The sequence below is a fragment of the Microbacterium sp. NPDC086615 genome (assembly GCF_040686055.1).
Lineage (GTDB): Bacteria > Actinomycetota > Actinomycetes > Actinomycetales > Microbacteriaceae > Microbacterium.
Genome location: NZ_JBFBJJ010000009.1, coordinates 45,969 through 61,159 on the forward strand (window position 1 = coordinate 45,969; position 15,191 = coordinate 61,159).

A 15,191-nucleotide genomic window follows, 5' to 3' on the forward strand; every position below is an offset into this window, starting at 1 on the left:
GGTCTTTCTCGCTAGGCTGGACGATGGTTGATTGTGCGGAGCGAACAAGGGTTGCCGCACTTGTATGGCGATTCTCTGGCATGACCTGCCAGACGACGAAAGGTCTTCCGTGACTGTTCACGACCAGGATCCGTATTCGCAAGGGCCGCAGGACAGCGACCCCGAAGAGACCGGGGAGTGGCAGGAATCCCTGCGACAGCTCGTTCAGGCGAAGGGACCGGCTCGCGCTCGCGAGATCATGCTGAGCCTGTTGAAGGGCTCCAAGGAACTGCACCTCAACGTGCCGATGGTTCCCACCACCGACTACATCAACACCATCTCGCAGCAGAACGAGCCGGAGTTCCCCGGCGACGAGGAGCTCGAGCGCCGCTACCGCAAGTGGATCCGCTGGAACGCCGCCGTCACCGTGCACCGTGCGCAGCGTCCCGGTATCGGCGTCGGCGGTCACATCTCGACCTACGCGTCGTCGGCGGCTCTTTACGAGGTCGGCTTCAACCACTTCTTCCGCGGGCTCGACGACCCGTCGGGCGGCGACCAGATCTTCATCCAGGGCCACGCCTCGCCCGGCGCCTACGCCCGCGCCTACCTCGAGGGTCGTCTCACCGAGGCGCAGCTCGACGGCTTCCGCCAGGAGAAGTCGCAGGCACCGAACGGCATCCCCTCGTACCCGCACCCGCGTCTCATGCCGGAGTTCTGGCAGTTCCCGACCGTGTCGATGGGTCTCGGTCCGATCAACGCCATCTACCAGGCGATGTCGAACAAGTACCTCTCGAACCGCGGCATCAAGGATGTCTCGGACTCGCACGTCTGGGCCTACCTGGGCGACGGCGAGATGGACGAGGTCGAGAGCCGCGGACAGCTGCAGGTCGCGGCGAACGAAGGTCTCGACAACCTCACATTCATCGTCAACTGCAACCTGCAGCGTCTCGACGGCCCCGTCCGCGGTAACGGCAAGATCATCCAGGAGCTCGAGAGCTTCTTCCGCGGTGCCGGCTGGAACGTCATCAAGGTCGTCTGGGGCCGCGAGTGGGACGACCTGCTCGCCCGCGACACCGAGGGCGCGCTGCTCAACCTCATGAACACGACGCCCGACGGCGACTACCAGACCTACAAGGCCGAGAACGGCGCCTACGTGCGCGAGAACTTCTTCGGTCGCGACCCCCGGGCCCTCGAGCTCGTCAAGGACTACACCGACGAGCAGATCTGGGGCCTGAAGCGCGGTGGCCACGACTACCGCAAGGTGTTCGCGGCGTTCAAGGCGGCCAAGGAGCACAAGGGCCAGCCGACCGTCATCCTCGCGAAGACGATCAAGGGCTACGGCCTCGGCCCGCACTTCGAGGGCCGGAACGCGACCCACCAGATGAAGAAGCTGACGCTGGACGACCTCAAGGCCTTCCGCGACGCGATGGACATCCCGGTCACCGACGCGCAGCTCGACGAGAACCCGTACCAGCCGCCGTACTACAACCCCGGCGAGAACGACGAGACCATCAAATACATGCTCGAGCGTCGTCGTTCGCTCGGTGGCTTCCTGCCCGAGCGTCGCAGCACGCACGTGGGCCTGGAACTCCCGGGAGACGCGGCGTACGCGCTGCCCAAGAAGGGCTCGGGCACGCAGGAGATCGCCACGACCATGGCGTTCGTCCGCCTGCTCAAGGACCTGCTGCGGGTCAAGGACTTCGGTCACCGTATCGTCCCGATCATCCCCGACGAGGCGCGCACGTTCGGTATGGACGCGTACTTCCCCACGGCGAAGATCTACAACCCCAAGGGCCAGCACTACACCTCGGTCGACCGCGAGCTCCTGCTCGCGTACAAGGAGAGCCCGCAGGGCCAGATCATCCACGTCGGCATCAACGAGGCGGGCGCCCTCGCGGCGTTCACCGCGGCCGGCACGTCGTACGCGACGCACGGCGAACCGCTGATCCCGGTCTACGTCTTCTACTCGATGTTCGGGTTCCAGCGCACGGGTGACGCGCAGTGGGCGGCGGGTGACCAGATGGCGCGCGGCTTCATCATCGGCGCGACCGCCGGTCGCACGACGCTGACCGGTGAGGGTTTGCAGCACGCCGACGGGCACTCGCAGCTCCTGGCGTCCACCAACCCCGCCACCGTGTCGTACGACCCGGCCTACGGGTACGAGATCTCGCACATCGTCCGCTCCGGTATCGAGCGCATGTACGGCGGGAACCACCCCGACCCCAACGTCATGTACTACATGACCGTCTACAACGAGCCGTACGTGCAGCCGGCCGAGCCCGAGAACGTGGACGTCGACGGCATCGTCCGTGGCATCCACCACATCTCGTCGGGCGAGGGCGACGGTCCCCGCACGCAGCTGCTCGCCTCGGGCGTCGGTGTGCCGTGGGCGTTCGAGGCCCAGCGTCTGCTGAAGGACGACTGGGGTGTCGTGGCCGACGTGTGGTCGGTCACCTCGTGGTCGGAGCTGCGTCGCGACGGTCTCGCTGCCGACGAGCACAACTTCCTCCACCCGGACGCCGAGCCCCGCACGGCCTACCTCACCGACAAGCTCAAGGAGGCCGAGGGCCCCGTCGTCGCGGTCAGCGACTGGATGCACGCCGTCCAGGATCAGATCCGTCAGTGGGTCCCGCAGAACTACTGGACGCTCGGTGCTGACGGCTTCGGCTTCTCCGACACCCGCGCCGCGGCTCGTCGCTTCTTCAAGATCGACGGCCCCTCGCTCGCCGTGCGCGCCCTGCAGGCGCTGGCGGAAGAGGGCAAGGTCGACCGCGCGGTCGTCGGACAGGCGATCGAGAAGTACCGTCTGCACGACGTCAACGCCGGCACCAGCGGCAACGCGGGCGGCGAGGCCTGATCACGTGAGTGAACCCACGGTCGGGACCGACTCCCCCCTCTCGGGCGGGACCGGTCCCGACCGCATTTCGCGCGACGGCCTCGACCGCGTCGCACGCGACAAGGAAGAGACCCTCGTGTGGTTGCGCCGGATCTCCGGCGACCTCGCGACGGCCACGATCCAGCGCCTCGAAGAGACCCTCCCCTGGTACGCCGGGATGCCGCCGGCCCGGCGCTCGGCCGTCGGCCTCGTGGCCCAGGCGGGCATCACGTCGTTCACGCAGTGGGTCGAGGATCCCGCGCAGACCCCGGCGATCGCGTCGGACATCTTCGCGGCGGCTCCGCGCGAGCTCTTGCGCAGCGTGAGCCTGACGCAGACGCTGCAACTCGTCCGCGTCACCGTCGAGGTGATGGAGGAGCGCGTCGCCGGGCGGAGCAAGAGTGTGCGCGAGGCGATGCTCCTGTACTCGCGCGAGGTCGCGTTCGCCGCCGCCGACGTCTATGCGCGTGCCGCGGAGGCACGCGGCCTCTGGGACGCGCGTCTCGAGGCGCTCGTGGTCGACTCGATCCTCACGGGCGAGGCCGATGAAGAACTGCCCAGCCGCATCGCCGCCCTCGGATGGCACGGGCACGGAGAGGTCGCCGTCCTCGTCGGGACGACTCCCCCGCAGTTCGACGTCGATCAGGTGCGCCGCACGGCGCGCAAGCTCGGAGTCGACGTGCTCATCGGCGTCCAGGGGTCTCGTCTCGTCCTCGTGCTCGGCCGAGCCGAACTGCCCGCGCGGGGTGGCGACGACACGACCGAGCTCCCGTTCACCGAGATCGCCAAGCGGCTCGAACCCGGGTTCGGGTCGGGCCACCTGGTGCTCGGCCCCCCGGTCGCGGCTCTCGTCGACGCCGGTCAGAGCGCCCGCGCGGCGCTCGCGGGCTTCGCCGTCGCGCGCGCGTGGCGCAACGCGCCGCGTCCGGTGGAGGCCGACGACCTGCTGCCCGAGCGCGCTCTCGCCGGAGACGCGGTGGCGAAGCAGACGCTGGTGGATCGCGTCTACCGGCCCCTCCAAGCGCACAGCACCGATCTGGTCGCGACGCTCTGGAGCTACCTCGACAACGGCCGCTCCCTCGAGGCGACCGCTCGTGAGCTGTACGTGCACCCGAACACGGTCCGGTACCGCCTCAAGCGCGTCTCCGAGGTGATCGGATGGGATGCCACCGGCCCTCGCGAGGCGCTCATCCTGCAGACCGCGCTCATTCTCGGGTCGATCGGAACCGACGCCACACGGCGACGTGGAGCCGCGGGGCGCCGCCCCGTCGCACCCCGGTGATGCACGGCTCGCACAAAGGCACGCCGCATATCTGTGTCGATACCTCCATAAGACGGCGCTCGATCCTTGGCAGGATGGGACCGTGATCATCGCCGTCTTCCCCGGGCAGGGGTCGCAGACCCCTGGGTTCCTCACGCCGTGGCTCGAACTCGACGGGGCGCGCGAGCGTCTCGCCGCGTACTCCGAGCAGGCGGGTGTCGACCTCGTCGCCGCCGGCACCGAGTGGGATGCCGACCGCATCCGCGACACGAGTGTCGCCCAGCCGCTCATCGTCGCGGCGAGCCTGCTGTCGTGGTCCGCTCTGACGCAGCGCTCCGGAAGCGCCGTCGCCGGGGTCGCGGGGCATTCGGTCGGCGAGATCGCCGCGCTGGCGGCATCCGGTGTCCTGACCGAGAACGATGCACTGCGCCTCGTCGGTCTGCGCGGACGCGCCATGGCCGAAGCCGCGGCCGTCACCGAGACGGGCATGAGCGCGGTCGTCGGGGGCGACGAGGCGGTCGTCCTCGAGCGCCTCGAGGCCCTGGGCCTCACCCCGGCCAACTACAACGGCGGTGGCCAGATCGTCGCGGCGGGCGAGCTGCCCGCTCTCGCCGAGCTGGCGGCCGAGGCGCCGCGCGGCGCGCGGGTCATCCCGCTGCAGGTCGCCGGTGCCTTCCACACGCGTTTCATGGAGCCCGCCGTCGAGACGCTGCGTGCGGCAGCTGCCGATGTCGCGGTGTCCGACCCGGGTCTCACCCTCTGGACCAACTCCGACGGTTCCGTCGTCGCCGAGGGGCGCCGCGCTCTCGACCTCGTCGTCGCGCAGGTGGCGTCGCCCGTGCGCTGGGACCGCTGCATGGCGTCGTTCGCCGAGCAGGGCGTGACCGGCATCATCGAACTCTCCCCCGCCGGAGCGCTGACGGGACTCGCCAAGCGCGCTCTGCGCGGCACGCCCACCGTGGCGGTCAAGACCCCCGACGACCTCGACGCGGCCGTCTCACTCCTGAAAGAAGACATCCAGGCATGAGCACCCCCACCCTCCGTCAGCTGCAGGGGCCGGCGCACACGCGGATCTACGCGTACGGCGCCGCCCGCGGCGAGAACTTCGTGCCCAACGACGACCTCGTCGGGCCGATCGACTCGAGCGACGAGTGGATCCGTCAGCGCACGGGCATCGTCACGCGCGTCCGCGCGAACAAAGAGACGGATGCCATCGACCTGGCCTCCGAGGCCGCGCGCGAGGCCGTCGAGAAGTCGGGAGTGAACCCCTCCGACATCGACGCCGTGATCGTCGCGACCATCAGCAATCCGAAGCAGACCCCGTCCGCCTCCGCGATCGTCGCCGACCGGATCGGCGCGAACCCCGCGGCCGCGTACGACGTCAACGCGGCATGCGCCGGGTTCGCCTACGGCGTGGGCCAGGCGGACGCGCTGATCCGCGGCGGCCTCGCGAAGCACGTGGTCGTCGTCGGCGCCGAGAAGCTGAGCGACATCGTCGACCCGACCGACCGGAGCATCTCGTTCCTGCTCGGTGACGGAGCAGGGGCGGTCGTCGTCGGACCGAGCGAGACCCCCGGCATCGGCCCCACCATCTGGGGATCCGACGGTTCGAAGGCGGATGCCGTGGGAATGAACGCCACGCTGACCGAGTTCCGCGACGGGGCGGCGCCGTGGCCGACCCTGCGCCAAGAGGGACCGACGGTGTTCCGTTGGGCCGTCTGGGAGATGGTGAAGGTCGCTCGTCAGGCCATCGAGGCCGCCGGCATCGAGCCGGGCGATCTCGCGGCCTTCGTTCCGCACCAGGCGAACATGCGCATCATCGACGAGTTCGCCAAGCAGCTCGGGCTGCCCGAAACGGTGGTCATCGGTCGTGATATCGAGACCACGGGCAACACGTCCGCGGCATCCATCCCTCTCGCCACTCACCGGCTGCTCGAGGAGCACCCGGAGCTGAGCGGCGGACTGGCACTCCAGATCGGCTTCGGCGCCGGTCTGGTCTTCGGCGCGCAGGTCGTCGTGCTCCCCTGACGCGACGGCACCGAACCCTAGACTGATCGGGGCCCGTCGGGCCCAACCCCCAAGAAAACAGGAGACATCATGGCATTCACCAACGACGAGGTTCTCGCCGGCCTTGCCGAGCTCATCACCGACGAGACGGGCATCTCGGCCGACGAGGTCGCCCTCGAGAAGTCGTTCACCGACGACCTCGACATCGACTCCATCTCGATGATGACGATCGTCGTCAACGCCGAGGAGAAGTTCGGCGTCACGATCCCCGACGACGAGGTCAAGAACCTCAAGACCGTCGGCGACGCCGTCACCTTCATCACCTCGAACCAGGCCTGATTCTCCCGGTGGGGGCTTCGGCCCCCACCGGTCAGGTCCCATCGGTCCCGAGCAAGGATTCGCACCCCATGAGCACACCCCGCATCGTCGTCACCGGCATCGGAGCCACCTCGCCCATCGGCGCGACGGCCCCCGAGAGCTGGTCCGCCCTGCTGGCCGGCACTTCCGGCGCGCGCACACTCGAGCACGAGTGGGTCGAGAAGTATCAGCTTCCCGTCACCTTCGCCGCCGAGGCGCTCGTCCGCCCCGAGACCGTTCTCGAGCGCCCCATCGCCAAGCGACTCGACCCGTCGTCGCAGCTCGCGATGGTCGCGGCGAAGGAAGCGTGGGAAGACGCGGGCGCACCCGACATCGACCCCGACCGTCTCGGCGTCGACTTCGCCACCGGCATCGGTGGTGTCTGGACGCTCCTCGACGCGTGGGACGTCCTGCGCGAGAAGGGCCCGCGCCGCGTCATGCCGATGACGGTGCCGATGCTCATGCCCAACGCGGCAGCCGGAAACCTGTCGCTCCACTTCAACGCACGCGCCTTCGCCCGGACGGTGGCGTCTGCTTGCGCGTCGAGCACCGAGTCGATCGTCAACGCTGTGCAGCACATCCGCGACGGCCTCGCCGACGTCGTGATCGCCGGCGGCACCGAATCGGCGATCCACCCGATCACGATCGCGTCGTTCGCGTCGATGCAGGCGCTGTCGAAGCGCAACGACTCCCCCGAGACCGCGTCCCGCCCGGCGAGCATCGACCGCGACGGCTTCGTCATGGGCGAGGGCGCCGGCGTGCTGATCCTCGAGACCGAGGAGCACGCGAAAGCCCGCGGGGCGAAGATCTACGCCTCGATCGTGGGCGGCGGCGTGACCGCTGACTCGTACCACATCACCGCGAACGACCCCGAGGGACGCGGTGCCGCTCGTGCCGTGCGCATGGCCCTCGACATGGCGGGCGCGTCTGTCGACGACGTCACCCACATCAATGCCCACGCCACCTCGACGCCCGTCGGCGACCCCAACGAGTACCAGGCGCTGCGCGCGGTGTTCGGAGAGCGCGTCGACGAGATTCCCGTCTCGGCCACCAAAGCCTCCACGGGCCACCTGCTCGGAGGAACGGGCGCCCTCGAGGCGATCTTCACCGTCCTCGCCCTGCAGAACCGCGTGGCTCCTCCCACGATCAACCTCACCGAGCAGGACCCCGAGGTCCCCTTCGCCCTCTCCGGTTCGCCGGTCGAGCTGGGGGCGGGCGACCAGCTCGCGATCAGCAACTCGTTCGGCTTCGGCGGTCACAACGCCGTCGTCGCGATCGCGTCGGTCTGATCACAGCCGAACGCCCCCGGCATCCCCCGACTGCTTCGGGGATGGCGGGGGCGTTCGTCTTTCGATCGGGAGGGGATACGCGGTCTCGGTGCCGGGAATGATCACCGACGTCCGGTAATGGCGCCTCCCCGCCCGACGGTTTCAGCCGACCTTGTGCAGCCAGACGATCTGCTGATCGTCTCCGGCATGACGGAACGGCTCGAGTTCTTCGTCCCACGCGGAACCCAGCGCGACGTCGAGCTCACGCTTCAATTCAAACGCGTCGCCCGCCGCGACCTCCATGGCGTAGCGCACGCGGTCCTCGCCGATGACGACGTTCCCGGCGGCGTCGGTCTGCGCGTAGTGGATGCCGAGACCCGGCGTGTGCATCCAGCGACCACCGTCGCTGCGCGGGGTCGGATCTTCGCTGACCTCGAAGCGAAGGTGCTCCCACCCGCGGATTGCGCTCGCGAGAGCTGCGCCGGAGCCGACGGGACCCTCCCAGTAGAACTCGGCTCGTCGACTACCCGCGAGGACCGGCTGGTCGGTCCAGTCGAAGTTCACGGCACGGCCGAGAGCGCGTCCCACCGCCCACTCGAGGTGGGGGCACAACGCGCGGGGCGCGGAGTGGATCAGGATCACTCCGCGCGAAGACGTGGTCGCCATGGTCTCTCCTTCGTCAGGTACGTCTTCCCCTACGACCTGTGATGGAGTTCACGGCGATGTTCGGTTGTCTCGGTCATTATCGCCCGTTCATAACGAAATCACAACACTGTGATTCGCCCGTGCATGATCCGGGCGCGGGCCGTCAGCCGAACCAGAGAGACCAGTAGAGCGCGAAGTTGCGATTGCCGTACGCCGAGCACGCGTCGCCCGTCCCCCACGTTGCGGCGAGAGCCGCGGGGTTGGGTTGGTACGGCGTGTAGTTGTACAGGGCGGCGGTGGCCTCGTTCTCGATCGCGACTTCGGAGCCGCCGCAGTCGGGGTCGGGCGAGAACGCGATCCAGTGCGTACCCGGCTGGCGCATGAAGTCCGAGGCGCTGTACGACTTGAGGTCGGTGGCGCCCTGCACGACCTGCGAGGCGAACCCGGCGAGACCGGGATCGCACGGAGCGGTATCGGGGCAGCGCGCGCCCATCGCGGCCCCGAGCGCTGCGTCGTCGGGCGCTCGAGCCGTGCGGCCCGACACGAGACTCTGCTCCTTCTGGAGTGTCACGAGCAGGACCTTCGCGGAGATGCCGCACGCGCGCTGCACCCGATCGATGATCTCCGCGGCCGTGAGTTCGCCCCCGTCGATCGCTTCGCAGATGGTCTCGCCCGTGGCATCCGAGACGAGCCTGTCGCGGCCGGGGAGGGTCGTCCGCAGGACGTTGAGGCAGGTGTCGGTCCGGCACTCCCCCACCTTCTCGTCGAGGAATCGCTGGATCTCGTCGGCGGTCATCGCGTCGCCGTCGTAGAAGTCCGCATCGTCGATCAGGCGGCCGGGGTCGAAGGTTGAGAGGTCCATGCTCTCCTTCTTCACCTCGTCCTTCATCTCGGTGTTCCACGCGGCACCGAGGCTGAGCAGGGGGATGAAGGCTGCGACGAGGAGCCCGACGATGGAGAGGGCGCCGATCGCGACGAGGATGCCGACGGCGAGGCGGCGGCGACGCAGCGTCGCCGCGCGGGAGCGGCGCCGCGCGCGGCTCCGAGGCGTCCGGCGCGGAGGTGTCCGGCGCGCAGGTGTCCGGCGCGAAGAGGCGACGCGGCGGGCCGGAGATCGCCGTGTGGTCATGCATCGATCGTGCCTCACCGCGCTGACCGCGGCCTGCACGTCGAACGTGCGGCGCGGCGGTCAGCGCGGGTCGGTCATCAGCTGCCCGGAGTCGGGGGCGTGGTCGGCGCCTGCCCACCGGTGGGCGGGGTGGGGGCCTGTCCGTCGGCGGGAGGCGCGGGTGGGGTCGGCGCCTGCCCGTCCGCGGGCGGGGCGGGAGGAGTGGGCGCCTGTCCGTCCGCGGGAGGCGTGGCGGCACCCGGGCCCCCGGCACCCGGTCCCCCGGGACCCTTCGCGCCCGGCTCGCACGCGCCCGGTCCGGCACCGTCGCCCGGCGTGGCGGGAGGCGTGGCCTCGGCGCCAGGAGTCGGGACATCGGCGCCGGGGGTGGGGGCATCGGTCGGGGTGGCGCCCGGCATCGGTGCGGTGCCCGGCCCGCTGCCGCCGTCAGCGCTCGGGGCGGACGTCGTCGAGCCCCCCGCGAGGGCGAGGGGAGCACCGGACTGCGAGGCGATCGCGGCGGAGCCTCCGGCGAGGCCGAGCGCCACGACCACGGCACCGGCGATCAGCGCGGGTCGCGTCCAACGGCGCCGCTGCGGTTCGGGCTGCTCCTCGGTGCGCGGCAGAGGGAGTGTCGGGTTGTCGTCGTCGGTCATGATGTTCCTTCCTGGGCCGGAGGATTCCCGGCGGTAAGCCCAGCCTTGGAGGCAGGACTGAAGCGAACCTGAAGCTTGCTCACGGCACTGGATGCCATAGCCAACGCATAAGAAGCGCACAGGGCGCGGTCGTACCGTGACGGGGTGCCCACCCCTGCCCGCGTCCTCGTCCTCGACGACGACGAGACCATCCGCATCAGCGTCGTCACCGCGCTGCGCGCGGAGGGCTTCGTCGCGGAGGGGGCACCCGACGGCGGTGATCTGACGGCGCGTCTGCGTGCGTTCCGCCCCGACCTCGTGGTGCTGGACTGGATGATGCCGGGGCCCGCCGGCATCCGGCTGCTCCCGGTGATCCATGCCGAGGGCGACACCGCCGTGATCATGCTCACGGCGCGCGACGAGGTCGACGATCGCCTGCGGGGCTTCGCCGAGGGCGCGGACGACTACGTGACCAAGCCGTTCACCGTGGCCGAGCTCGTGGCACGCGTGGGTGCGGTGCTGCGCCGTCGGGGGCGCCTTCCCCAGACCATCGCGGTCGGGGATCTGGTCGTCGACCCGGACGCGGCGATCGCCCACCGCGCCGGTGGGGCGCTCGATCTCACGGCGACCGAGTTCCGCCTGCTGCAGTTGTTCGCGGAGAGCCGCGGCCGCACCCTGTCGAAGGGGCAGATCCTCACCCAGGTGTGGGGGTACGACGACTACGACCCGAACCTCGTCGAGGTGCACCTCAGCGCTCTGCGACGCAAGATGGAGACGCGCGGACCGCGTCTCATCCACACCGTCCGGGGTCTGGGCTACCGATTGAGCGTCACGCCATGATGCCATCGCCGGCCCTGCGGTCGGGTTCGCTCCGGCGCCGCACGATCGTCGCCGTCCTCGCGCTGGTCGCCGTGTTGCTCGTCGTGCTCTCGGTCGTCGTCGATGTCGCGCTGGGTGCGCGCCTGCGGGGGCAGATCGAAGAGCGGCTGCGCGACCGCGCGGCAGCCGCCGCCTCGCTCGTCGGCACCGTCGATGACACCGATCTGGCCGAGCGTCTGTCGGATCAGGGCCTCGCCGTGCGCATCGACAGCGCGACGGGCGGCTCGGTCGTCGCGGGTCCCAGTCCCGATCAACTACGCGAGGGACCGCCGGGGCCGGGTGGACCGGGACCGGGCTCGCGATCGGCGCCCCAGCCGACGGCGAGCGAGTCGGCCGTCACGATCGTCGCCTCGACGATCGGCGGCGACGACGATCTCGTCACGTTGAGCTCGACGCTGAGCGATGGGTCCACGATCACGCTCACGGCATCCGCGGTCGGGATCGAGGACACCCTTGTCCAGGTCCGGTGGATCATGGCGATCGCGTCCGCTGTCGTTCTGGCCATCGCTGCTGGAGCGGTGATCGTCATCGTGCGCGCGACGCTCCGGCCGCTGGACCAGGTGTCGGAGGTCGCGCGCTCGATCGGTGCGGGCGAGCGCGGCCGCCGGTTGCGGCCGACGCGGCCGGACACCGAGATCGGCCGCGTCGCGACCGCTCTCGACGACATGCTCGACGATGTCGTCGGTGCCGAGGAGGCCGCGCGCGACGCCGAACGGCGATTGCGCGCCTTCCTCTCGGACGCGGCGCACGAGCTGCGGACGCCGGTCGCGGGCATCCGCGCCGCCGCCGACACCCTCGTACGCGCCGATCTCGACGGACCCGATCGCGAGGTGCTCGCCGCGCAGGTGGCTCGAGAGGCCGCTCGCGCCTCGCGCCTCGTCGATGACCTGTTGATGATGGCCCGGGTCGACCGGGGCCTCGAACTCACCCGAGCCGACGTCGACCTTCGGGGTCTCGTGCGGGCGGAGGCGGAGCGGGCACCGCTGCTCTACCCCCATCTCGACCTGCGGGCGACGGTTCCGGACGCCCCTGTCGTGGCATCCGTCGACGTGGACCGCATCGGCCAGGTGCTGTCGAACCTCATCGAGAACGCCGCTCGTGCGACGGGCGGTCGCGGATCGGTGCGTGTCGGCGTGGAGGAGGGCGCGACGGAGGTCACGCTGACGGTGGCCGACGACGGGCCCGGGGTCGCCCCCGAGGACCGTGAGCGCATCTTCGACCGACTCGTGCGCCTGGATCCCGCGCGCTCTGCGACGGGCGTGGGTCTCGGCCTGCCCATTGCGCGTGGGATCGCGCGTGCACATGGTGGTGACGTCCGCTGCCTGCCGAACGAGGGAGGGGCGCTCTTCGTCGTCACCCTCCTCCGCGGCGAGCGCCGGGGTTGAGTCGGCGCGGCGCGCTCGCCCATGCGGGGCGCGTTCGACGCAGCGCGTCGTGCAGTGCGCGCGTCAGCGTGCGACGCGCGACGGCGGGGCGGCCGCGATGACCGGGCCCGTCGAGAGGAGCGTGAGCCCATCGGCGCTGCTGGCGTCGTGCATCATCTGATCCACGAGTTCGCGGTCGATCGACGGCTCGCGGCCGCCGTAGAACTGCAGCACGAGGGCGTTCGAGGCGTGCACCCAGATGCTGGCCTGGCGGACTCCCTCGTTGACGGGAAGCTGCAGCATGAACCCCTCGTTGCGGCGCAACTTGTTCATGATGACGATGCGAAGGTGGGCAAGGATGCGGTCGTCGATGTCGAACGATGCGCGATCACGGTAGATGAGGCGTCCCACGGCTGGTCCTTTTCTGGCGCGATGAAGAGTCCTGTGATGCAAGGGGCGGGACCGCGCCGGGAAGCGCAGCAATGCGGGGTGCACTTAGTATCTCACGCCGCGAAGTATCTCCGGTCTTGACACGGCTCGGCCACGCGTTGCATGGTTACTTAGTCAAGTAATGAACCAATGGACGGAGATCGCATGATCGACGACGGCAGGGCGCTGTTCCTCCAGATCGCCGAGAGCGTCGAAGACGCCATCGTCGATGGCTCGCTCGCCGAGGAGACACGTGCGCCCTCCACGAACGAACTCGCCGCGTTCCACCGCATCAACCCCGCCACCGCCGCGAAAGGAATCACCGTGCTCGTCGACAAGGGCGTCCTCTACAAACGGCGAGGCATCGGCATGTTCGTCGCCTCGGGCGCGCGTGACACCCTGCTTCGCGAGCGCCGCACGGCCTTCGCCGACCGCTTCGTCGAACCCCTCCTCGCCGAAGCCCGCACTCTCGGTCTCGGTCCGGACGACCTCGCCGATCTCATCCGCGAGCGCGCGCAGCTCGCCTCCGCCATCCCCTCCCCCCGCACCGAAGGAGTCGCACGATGACCGCCGTGATCGAGGCCACGGGCCTCACCAAGCGTTACCGGGGCGGACTCGCCCTCAACGACGTGTCGTTCCGGATCGAGAAGGACTCCATCTACGGTCTGCTCGGCCGCAACGGTGCCGGCAAGACCACCCTCATGTCCATCCTCACCGCGCAGAACTTCGCGTCGAGCGGGCAGGCCCGCGTCTTCGGCGAGGACCCGTACGAGAACCCGCGCGTCCTCTCGCGCATGTGCTTCGTCCGCGAAAGCCAGAAGTATCCCGATGACGCTCAGCCCGCCCACGCCTTCCGGGCCGCCCGTCTGTTCTTCCCGGACTGGGATCAGGCATTCGCCGACCGTCTTGTCGAGGAGTTCCAGCTTCCGCTGAAGCGGACGATCAAGAAGCTCTCGCGCGGACAGCTCTCGGCGGTCGGCGTCATCATCGGCCTCGCCTCCCGCTCCGAGATCACCTTCTTCGACGAGCCGTACCTCGGCCTCGACGCGGTCGCCCGACAGATCTTCTACGACCGCTTGCTCGAGGACTACGCCGAGCATCCGCGCACGATCATCCTGTCGAGCCACCTGATCGACGAGGTCGCCAACCTCCTCGAGAAGGTCATCGTGCTCGACGGTGGACGCATCGTCATGGACGAGGACACGGATGCCGTGCGCCACAGTGCCGTGACGATCGTCGGTGACTCGATCGCGGTGGACGCCTTCTGCCTGGGGCGCGAGGTCATCCATCGCGAGAGCCTCGGCGGCGTGGCATCCGTCACCGTCGTCGGCGAGCTCACCCCGGCGGACCGCCGGGCGCTCGTCGAGGCGCGGCTCGAGGTCGCCCCGGTATCGCTGCAGCAACTCATCGTGCGTCGCACGCAGAACACCAGCCCACGCGCCGCCGCCACGGTCGGCGCCTCCCTCCCGGAAGGAGCGCTGCGATGAACCGCACGCTGAACGTGGTCCGTCTGCAGCTGATCAACCGTCAGACGTTCCTCTGGCTGCCGTTGATCATCCTGTTCGGAGCCTTGGGGCTGAGCCTCCTGGTGTACGGGATCATCGCCGCGGCGGGCGTCGACGGCGTCAAGATCAGCGGCGGCGCCCAGGCCCCGCTGTGGTACTTCGGCGTGGTCGGCGCCCAGGCGCTGACCCGCACGTTCCCCTTCTCCCAGGCGATGAGCGTCACGCGTCGTGAGTTCTTCACGGGGACCCTGCTGACAGCGGGGATCACGGCTGTCGTGCTCTCGACGATCTCCGTCATCGGCGGCCTCGTCGAGCAGGCGACGGGTGGGTACGGCATGAACGGGTACTTCTTCTACATGCCCTGGCTCTGGGAGGCTGGTCCCGTCGCGGCCGGAGTGACCTCCTTCGCCGTCGCGATGTTCTTCTTCGTCATCGGATTCTGGGCGGCGACGATCTTCAAGCGCTTCGGAACGCTCGTCCTCACCGTCACCCTGGTCGGTGTGGGGCTCCTCCTGGTCGCGATCATCGCGCTCATCACACTCACCCGGTCGTGGCCCGCCGTTGTCGAGGGCGGGGCTGCGCTCGGGGCCTTCGGGATGGCGCTCTGGGGGCTGGTGCTGATCGCCGCCCTCGCGTCCTCGTCGTTCCTCACCCTGCGTCGCGCGACTCCGTAATCGCGCGGGAAAGGGGGCCGGACCGCGCCGCGGTCCGGCCCCTTTTACGCGGTCAATCCCCAGCCGGGCGTGTCGTCGCCTCGATACAGTTGAGGACGATCTTCGATCAACCGACCCACGAGAGAGAAACCCCGTGAGCCATCACCGAACCTCCCCCGACCAGGAGGGCCGATCTTCGAGCCCCCTCGTTTCGAGAGGGGGTGAA

General features: G+C 69.5%; 15 protein-coding genes. 11 read left to right on the forward strand and 4 right to left on the reverse strand.

Annotation, left to right across the window (positions count from 1 at the left end):
• Positions 1 to 109 precede the first annotated feature (109 nt).
• The 6 genes from aceE (at position 110) to AB0O24_RS10560 (ending at position 7,768) form a co-directional block, all read left to right on the forward strand.
• Positions 110 to 2,836 carry a pyruvate dehydrogenase (acetyl-transferring), homodimeric type gene (gene aceE, locus AB0O24_RS10535; protein ID WP_275797320.1) on the forward strand — a complete coding sequence of 909 codons (2,727 nt, stop codon included), beginning with the start codon at positions 110 to 112 and terminating at the stop codon, positions 2,834 to 2,836.
• Between the two features lie 64 nt (positions 2,837 to 2,900).
• Entirely contained in the window at positions 2,901 to 4,136 is a 1,236-nt protein-coding gene (locus AB0O24_RS10540) for a PucR family transcriptional regulator (protein ID WP_058595720.1), read from the forward strand.
• Positions 4,137 to 4,218: 82 nt separating this feature from the next.
• Entirely contained in the window at positions 4,219 to 5,142 is a 924-nt protein-coding gene (locus AB0O24_RS10545; RefSeq protein ID WP_363374711.1) for an ACP S-malonyltransferase, read from the forward strand.
• Positions 5,139 to 6,143: a beta-ketoacyl-ACP synthase III gene (locus tag AB0O24_RS10550; RefSeq protein WP_363374714.1), complete on the forward strand. Its 1,005-nt coding sequence runs from the start codon at positions 5,139 to 5,141 to the stop codon at positions 6,141 to 6,143. The genes AB0O24_RS10545 and AB0O24_RS10550 overlap by 4 nt, the downstream gene beginning before the upstream one ends.
• Positions 6,144 to 6,212: 69 nt before the next feature.
• Entirely contained in the window at positions 6,213 to 6,461 is a 249-nt protein-coding gene (locus tag AB0O24_RS10555) for an acyl carrier protein (RefSeq protein WP_013586517.1), read from the forward strand.
• Between the two features lie 68 nt (positions 6,462 to 6,529).
• Complete coding sequence (locus tag AB0O24_RS10560) at positions 6,530 to 7,768, forward strand: beta-ketoacyl-[acyl-carrier-protein] synthase II (RefSeq protein WP_363374716.1); 1,239 nt, start codon at positions 6,530 to 6,532, stop codon at positions 7,766 to 7,768.
• Positions 7,769 to 7,909: 141 nt separating this feature from the next.
• Here AB0O24_RS10560 and AB0O24_RS10565 read toward each other — a convergent pair whose 3' ends face one another.
• The 3 genes from AB0O24_RS10565 to AB0O24_RS10575 all read right to left on the reverse strand — a co-directional run bounded on the left by AB0O24_RS10565 (position 7,910) and on the right by AB0O24_RS10575 (position 10,156).
• A complete protein-coding gene (locus AB0O24_RS10565; protein WP_363374719.1) occupies positions 7,910 to 8,413 on the reverse strand; it encodes a DUF3145 domain-containing protein in 504 nt (167 codons plus the stop codon).
• A gap of 142 nt (positions 8,414 to 8,555) precedes the next feature.
• Positions 8,556 to 9,521 (reverse strand): hypothetical protein, encoded by a 966-nt coding sequence (locus tag AB0O24_RS10570; RefSeq protein ID WP_363374722.1) that lies wholly within the window; start codon positions 9,519 to 9,521, stop codon positions 8,556 to 8,558.
• A 77-nt stretch (positions 9,522 to 9,598) separates the two neighbouring features.
• Positions 9,599 to 10,156 (reverse strand): hypothetical protein, encoded by a 558-nt coding sequence (locus AB0O24_RS10575; RefSeq protein ID WP_363374725.1) that lies wholly within the window; start codon positions 10,154 to 10,156, stop codon positions 9,599 to 9,601.
• A 144-nt stretch (positions 10,157 to 10,300) separates the two neighbouring features.
• Here AB0O24_RS10575 and AB0O24_RS10580 point away from each other — a divergent pair, with 144 nt between their 5' ends.
• The gene (locus AB0O24_RS10580; RefSeq protein WP_058595623.1) at positions 10,301 to 10,975 is read left to right on the forward strand and encodes a response regulator transcription factor; all 675 of its coding nucleotides are present in this window, start codon (positions 10,301 to 10,303) and stop codon (positions 10,973 to 10,975) included.
• A complete protein-coding gene (locus AB0O24_RS10585) occupies positions 10,972 to 12,399 on the forward strand; it encodes a HAMP domain-containing sensor histidine kinase (RefSeq protein ID WP_363374728.1) in 1,428 nt (475 codons plus the stop codon). Before AB0O24_RS10580 ends, AB0O24_RS10585 begins: the two co-directional genes overlap by 4 nt.
• Positions 12,400 to 12,462: 63 nt before the next feature.
• Here the strand turns inward: AB0O24_RS10585 and AB0O24_RS10590 are convergent, their stop codons facing one another.
• The gene (locus tag AB0O24_RS10590; protein ID WP_058595621.1) at positions 12,463 to 12,789 is read right to left on the reverse strand and encodes a hypothetical protein; all 327 of its coding nucleotides are present in this window, start codon (positions 12,787 to 12,789) and stop codon (positions 12,463 to 12,465) included.
• Between the two features lie 183 nt (positions 12,790 to 12,972).
• Here AB0O24_RS10590 and AB0O24_RS10595 point away from each other — a divergent pair, with 183 nt between their 5' ends.
• The 3 genes from AB0O24_RS10595 to AB0O24_RS10605 are packed head-to-tail and all read left to right on the forward strand — an operon-like array spanning position 12,973 to position 14,986.
• A complete protein-coding gene (locus AB0O24_RS10595) occupies positions 12,973 to 13,374 on the forward strand; it encodes a GntR family transcriptional regulator (RefSeq protein ID WP_363374731.1) in 402 nt (133 codons plus the stop codon).
• Positions 13,371 to 14,294 (forward strand): ABC transporter ATP-binding protein, encoded by a 924-nt coding sequence (locus tag AB0O24_RS10600; RefSeq protein WP_363374734.1) that lies wholly within the window; start codon positions 13,371 to 13,373, stop codon positions 14,292 to 14,294. Before AB0O24_RS10595 ends, AB0O24_RS10600 begins: the two co-directional genes overlap by 4 nt.
• On the forward strand, positions 14,291 to 14,986 hold the full coding sequence (locus AB0O24_RS10605; protein ID WP_058626989.1) for a hypothetical protein: 696 nt from the start codon (positions 14,291 to 14,293) through the stop codon (positions 14,984 to 14,986). The genes AB0O24_RS10600 and AB0O24_RS10605 overlap by 4 nt, the downstream gene beginning before the upstream one ends.
• The last annotated feature ends 205 nt before the right edge of the window (positions 14,987 to 15,191 follow it).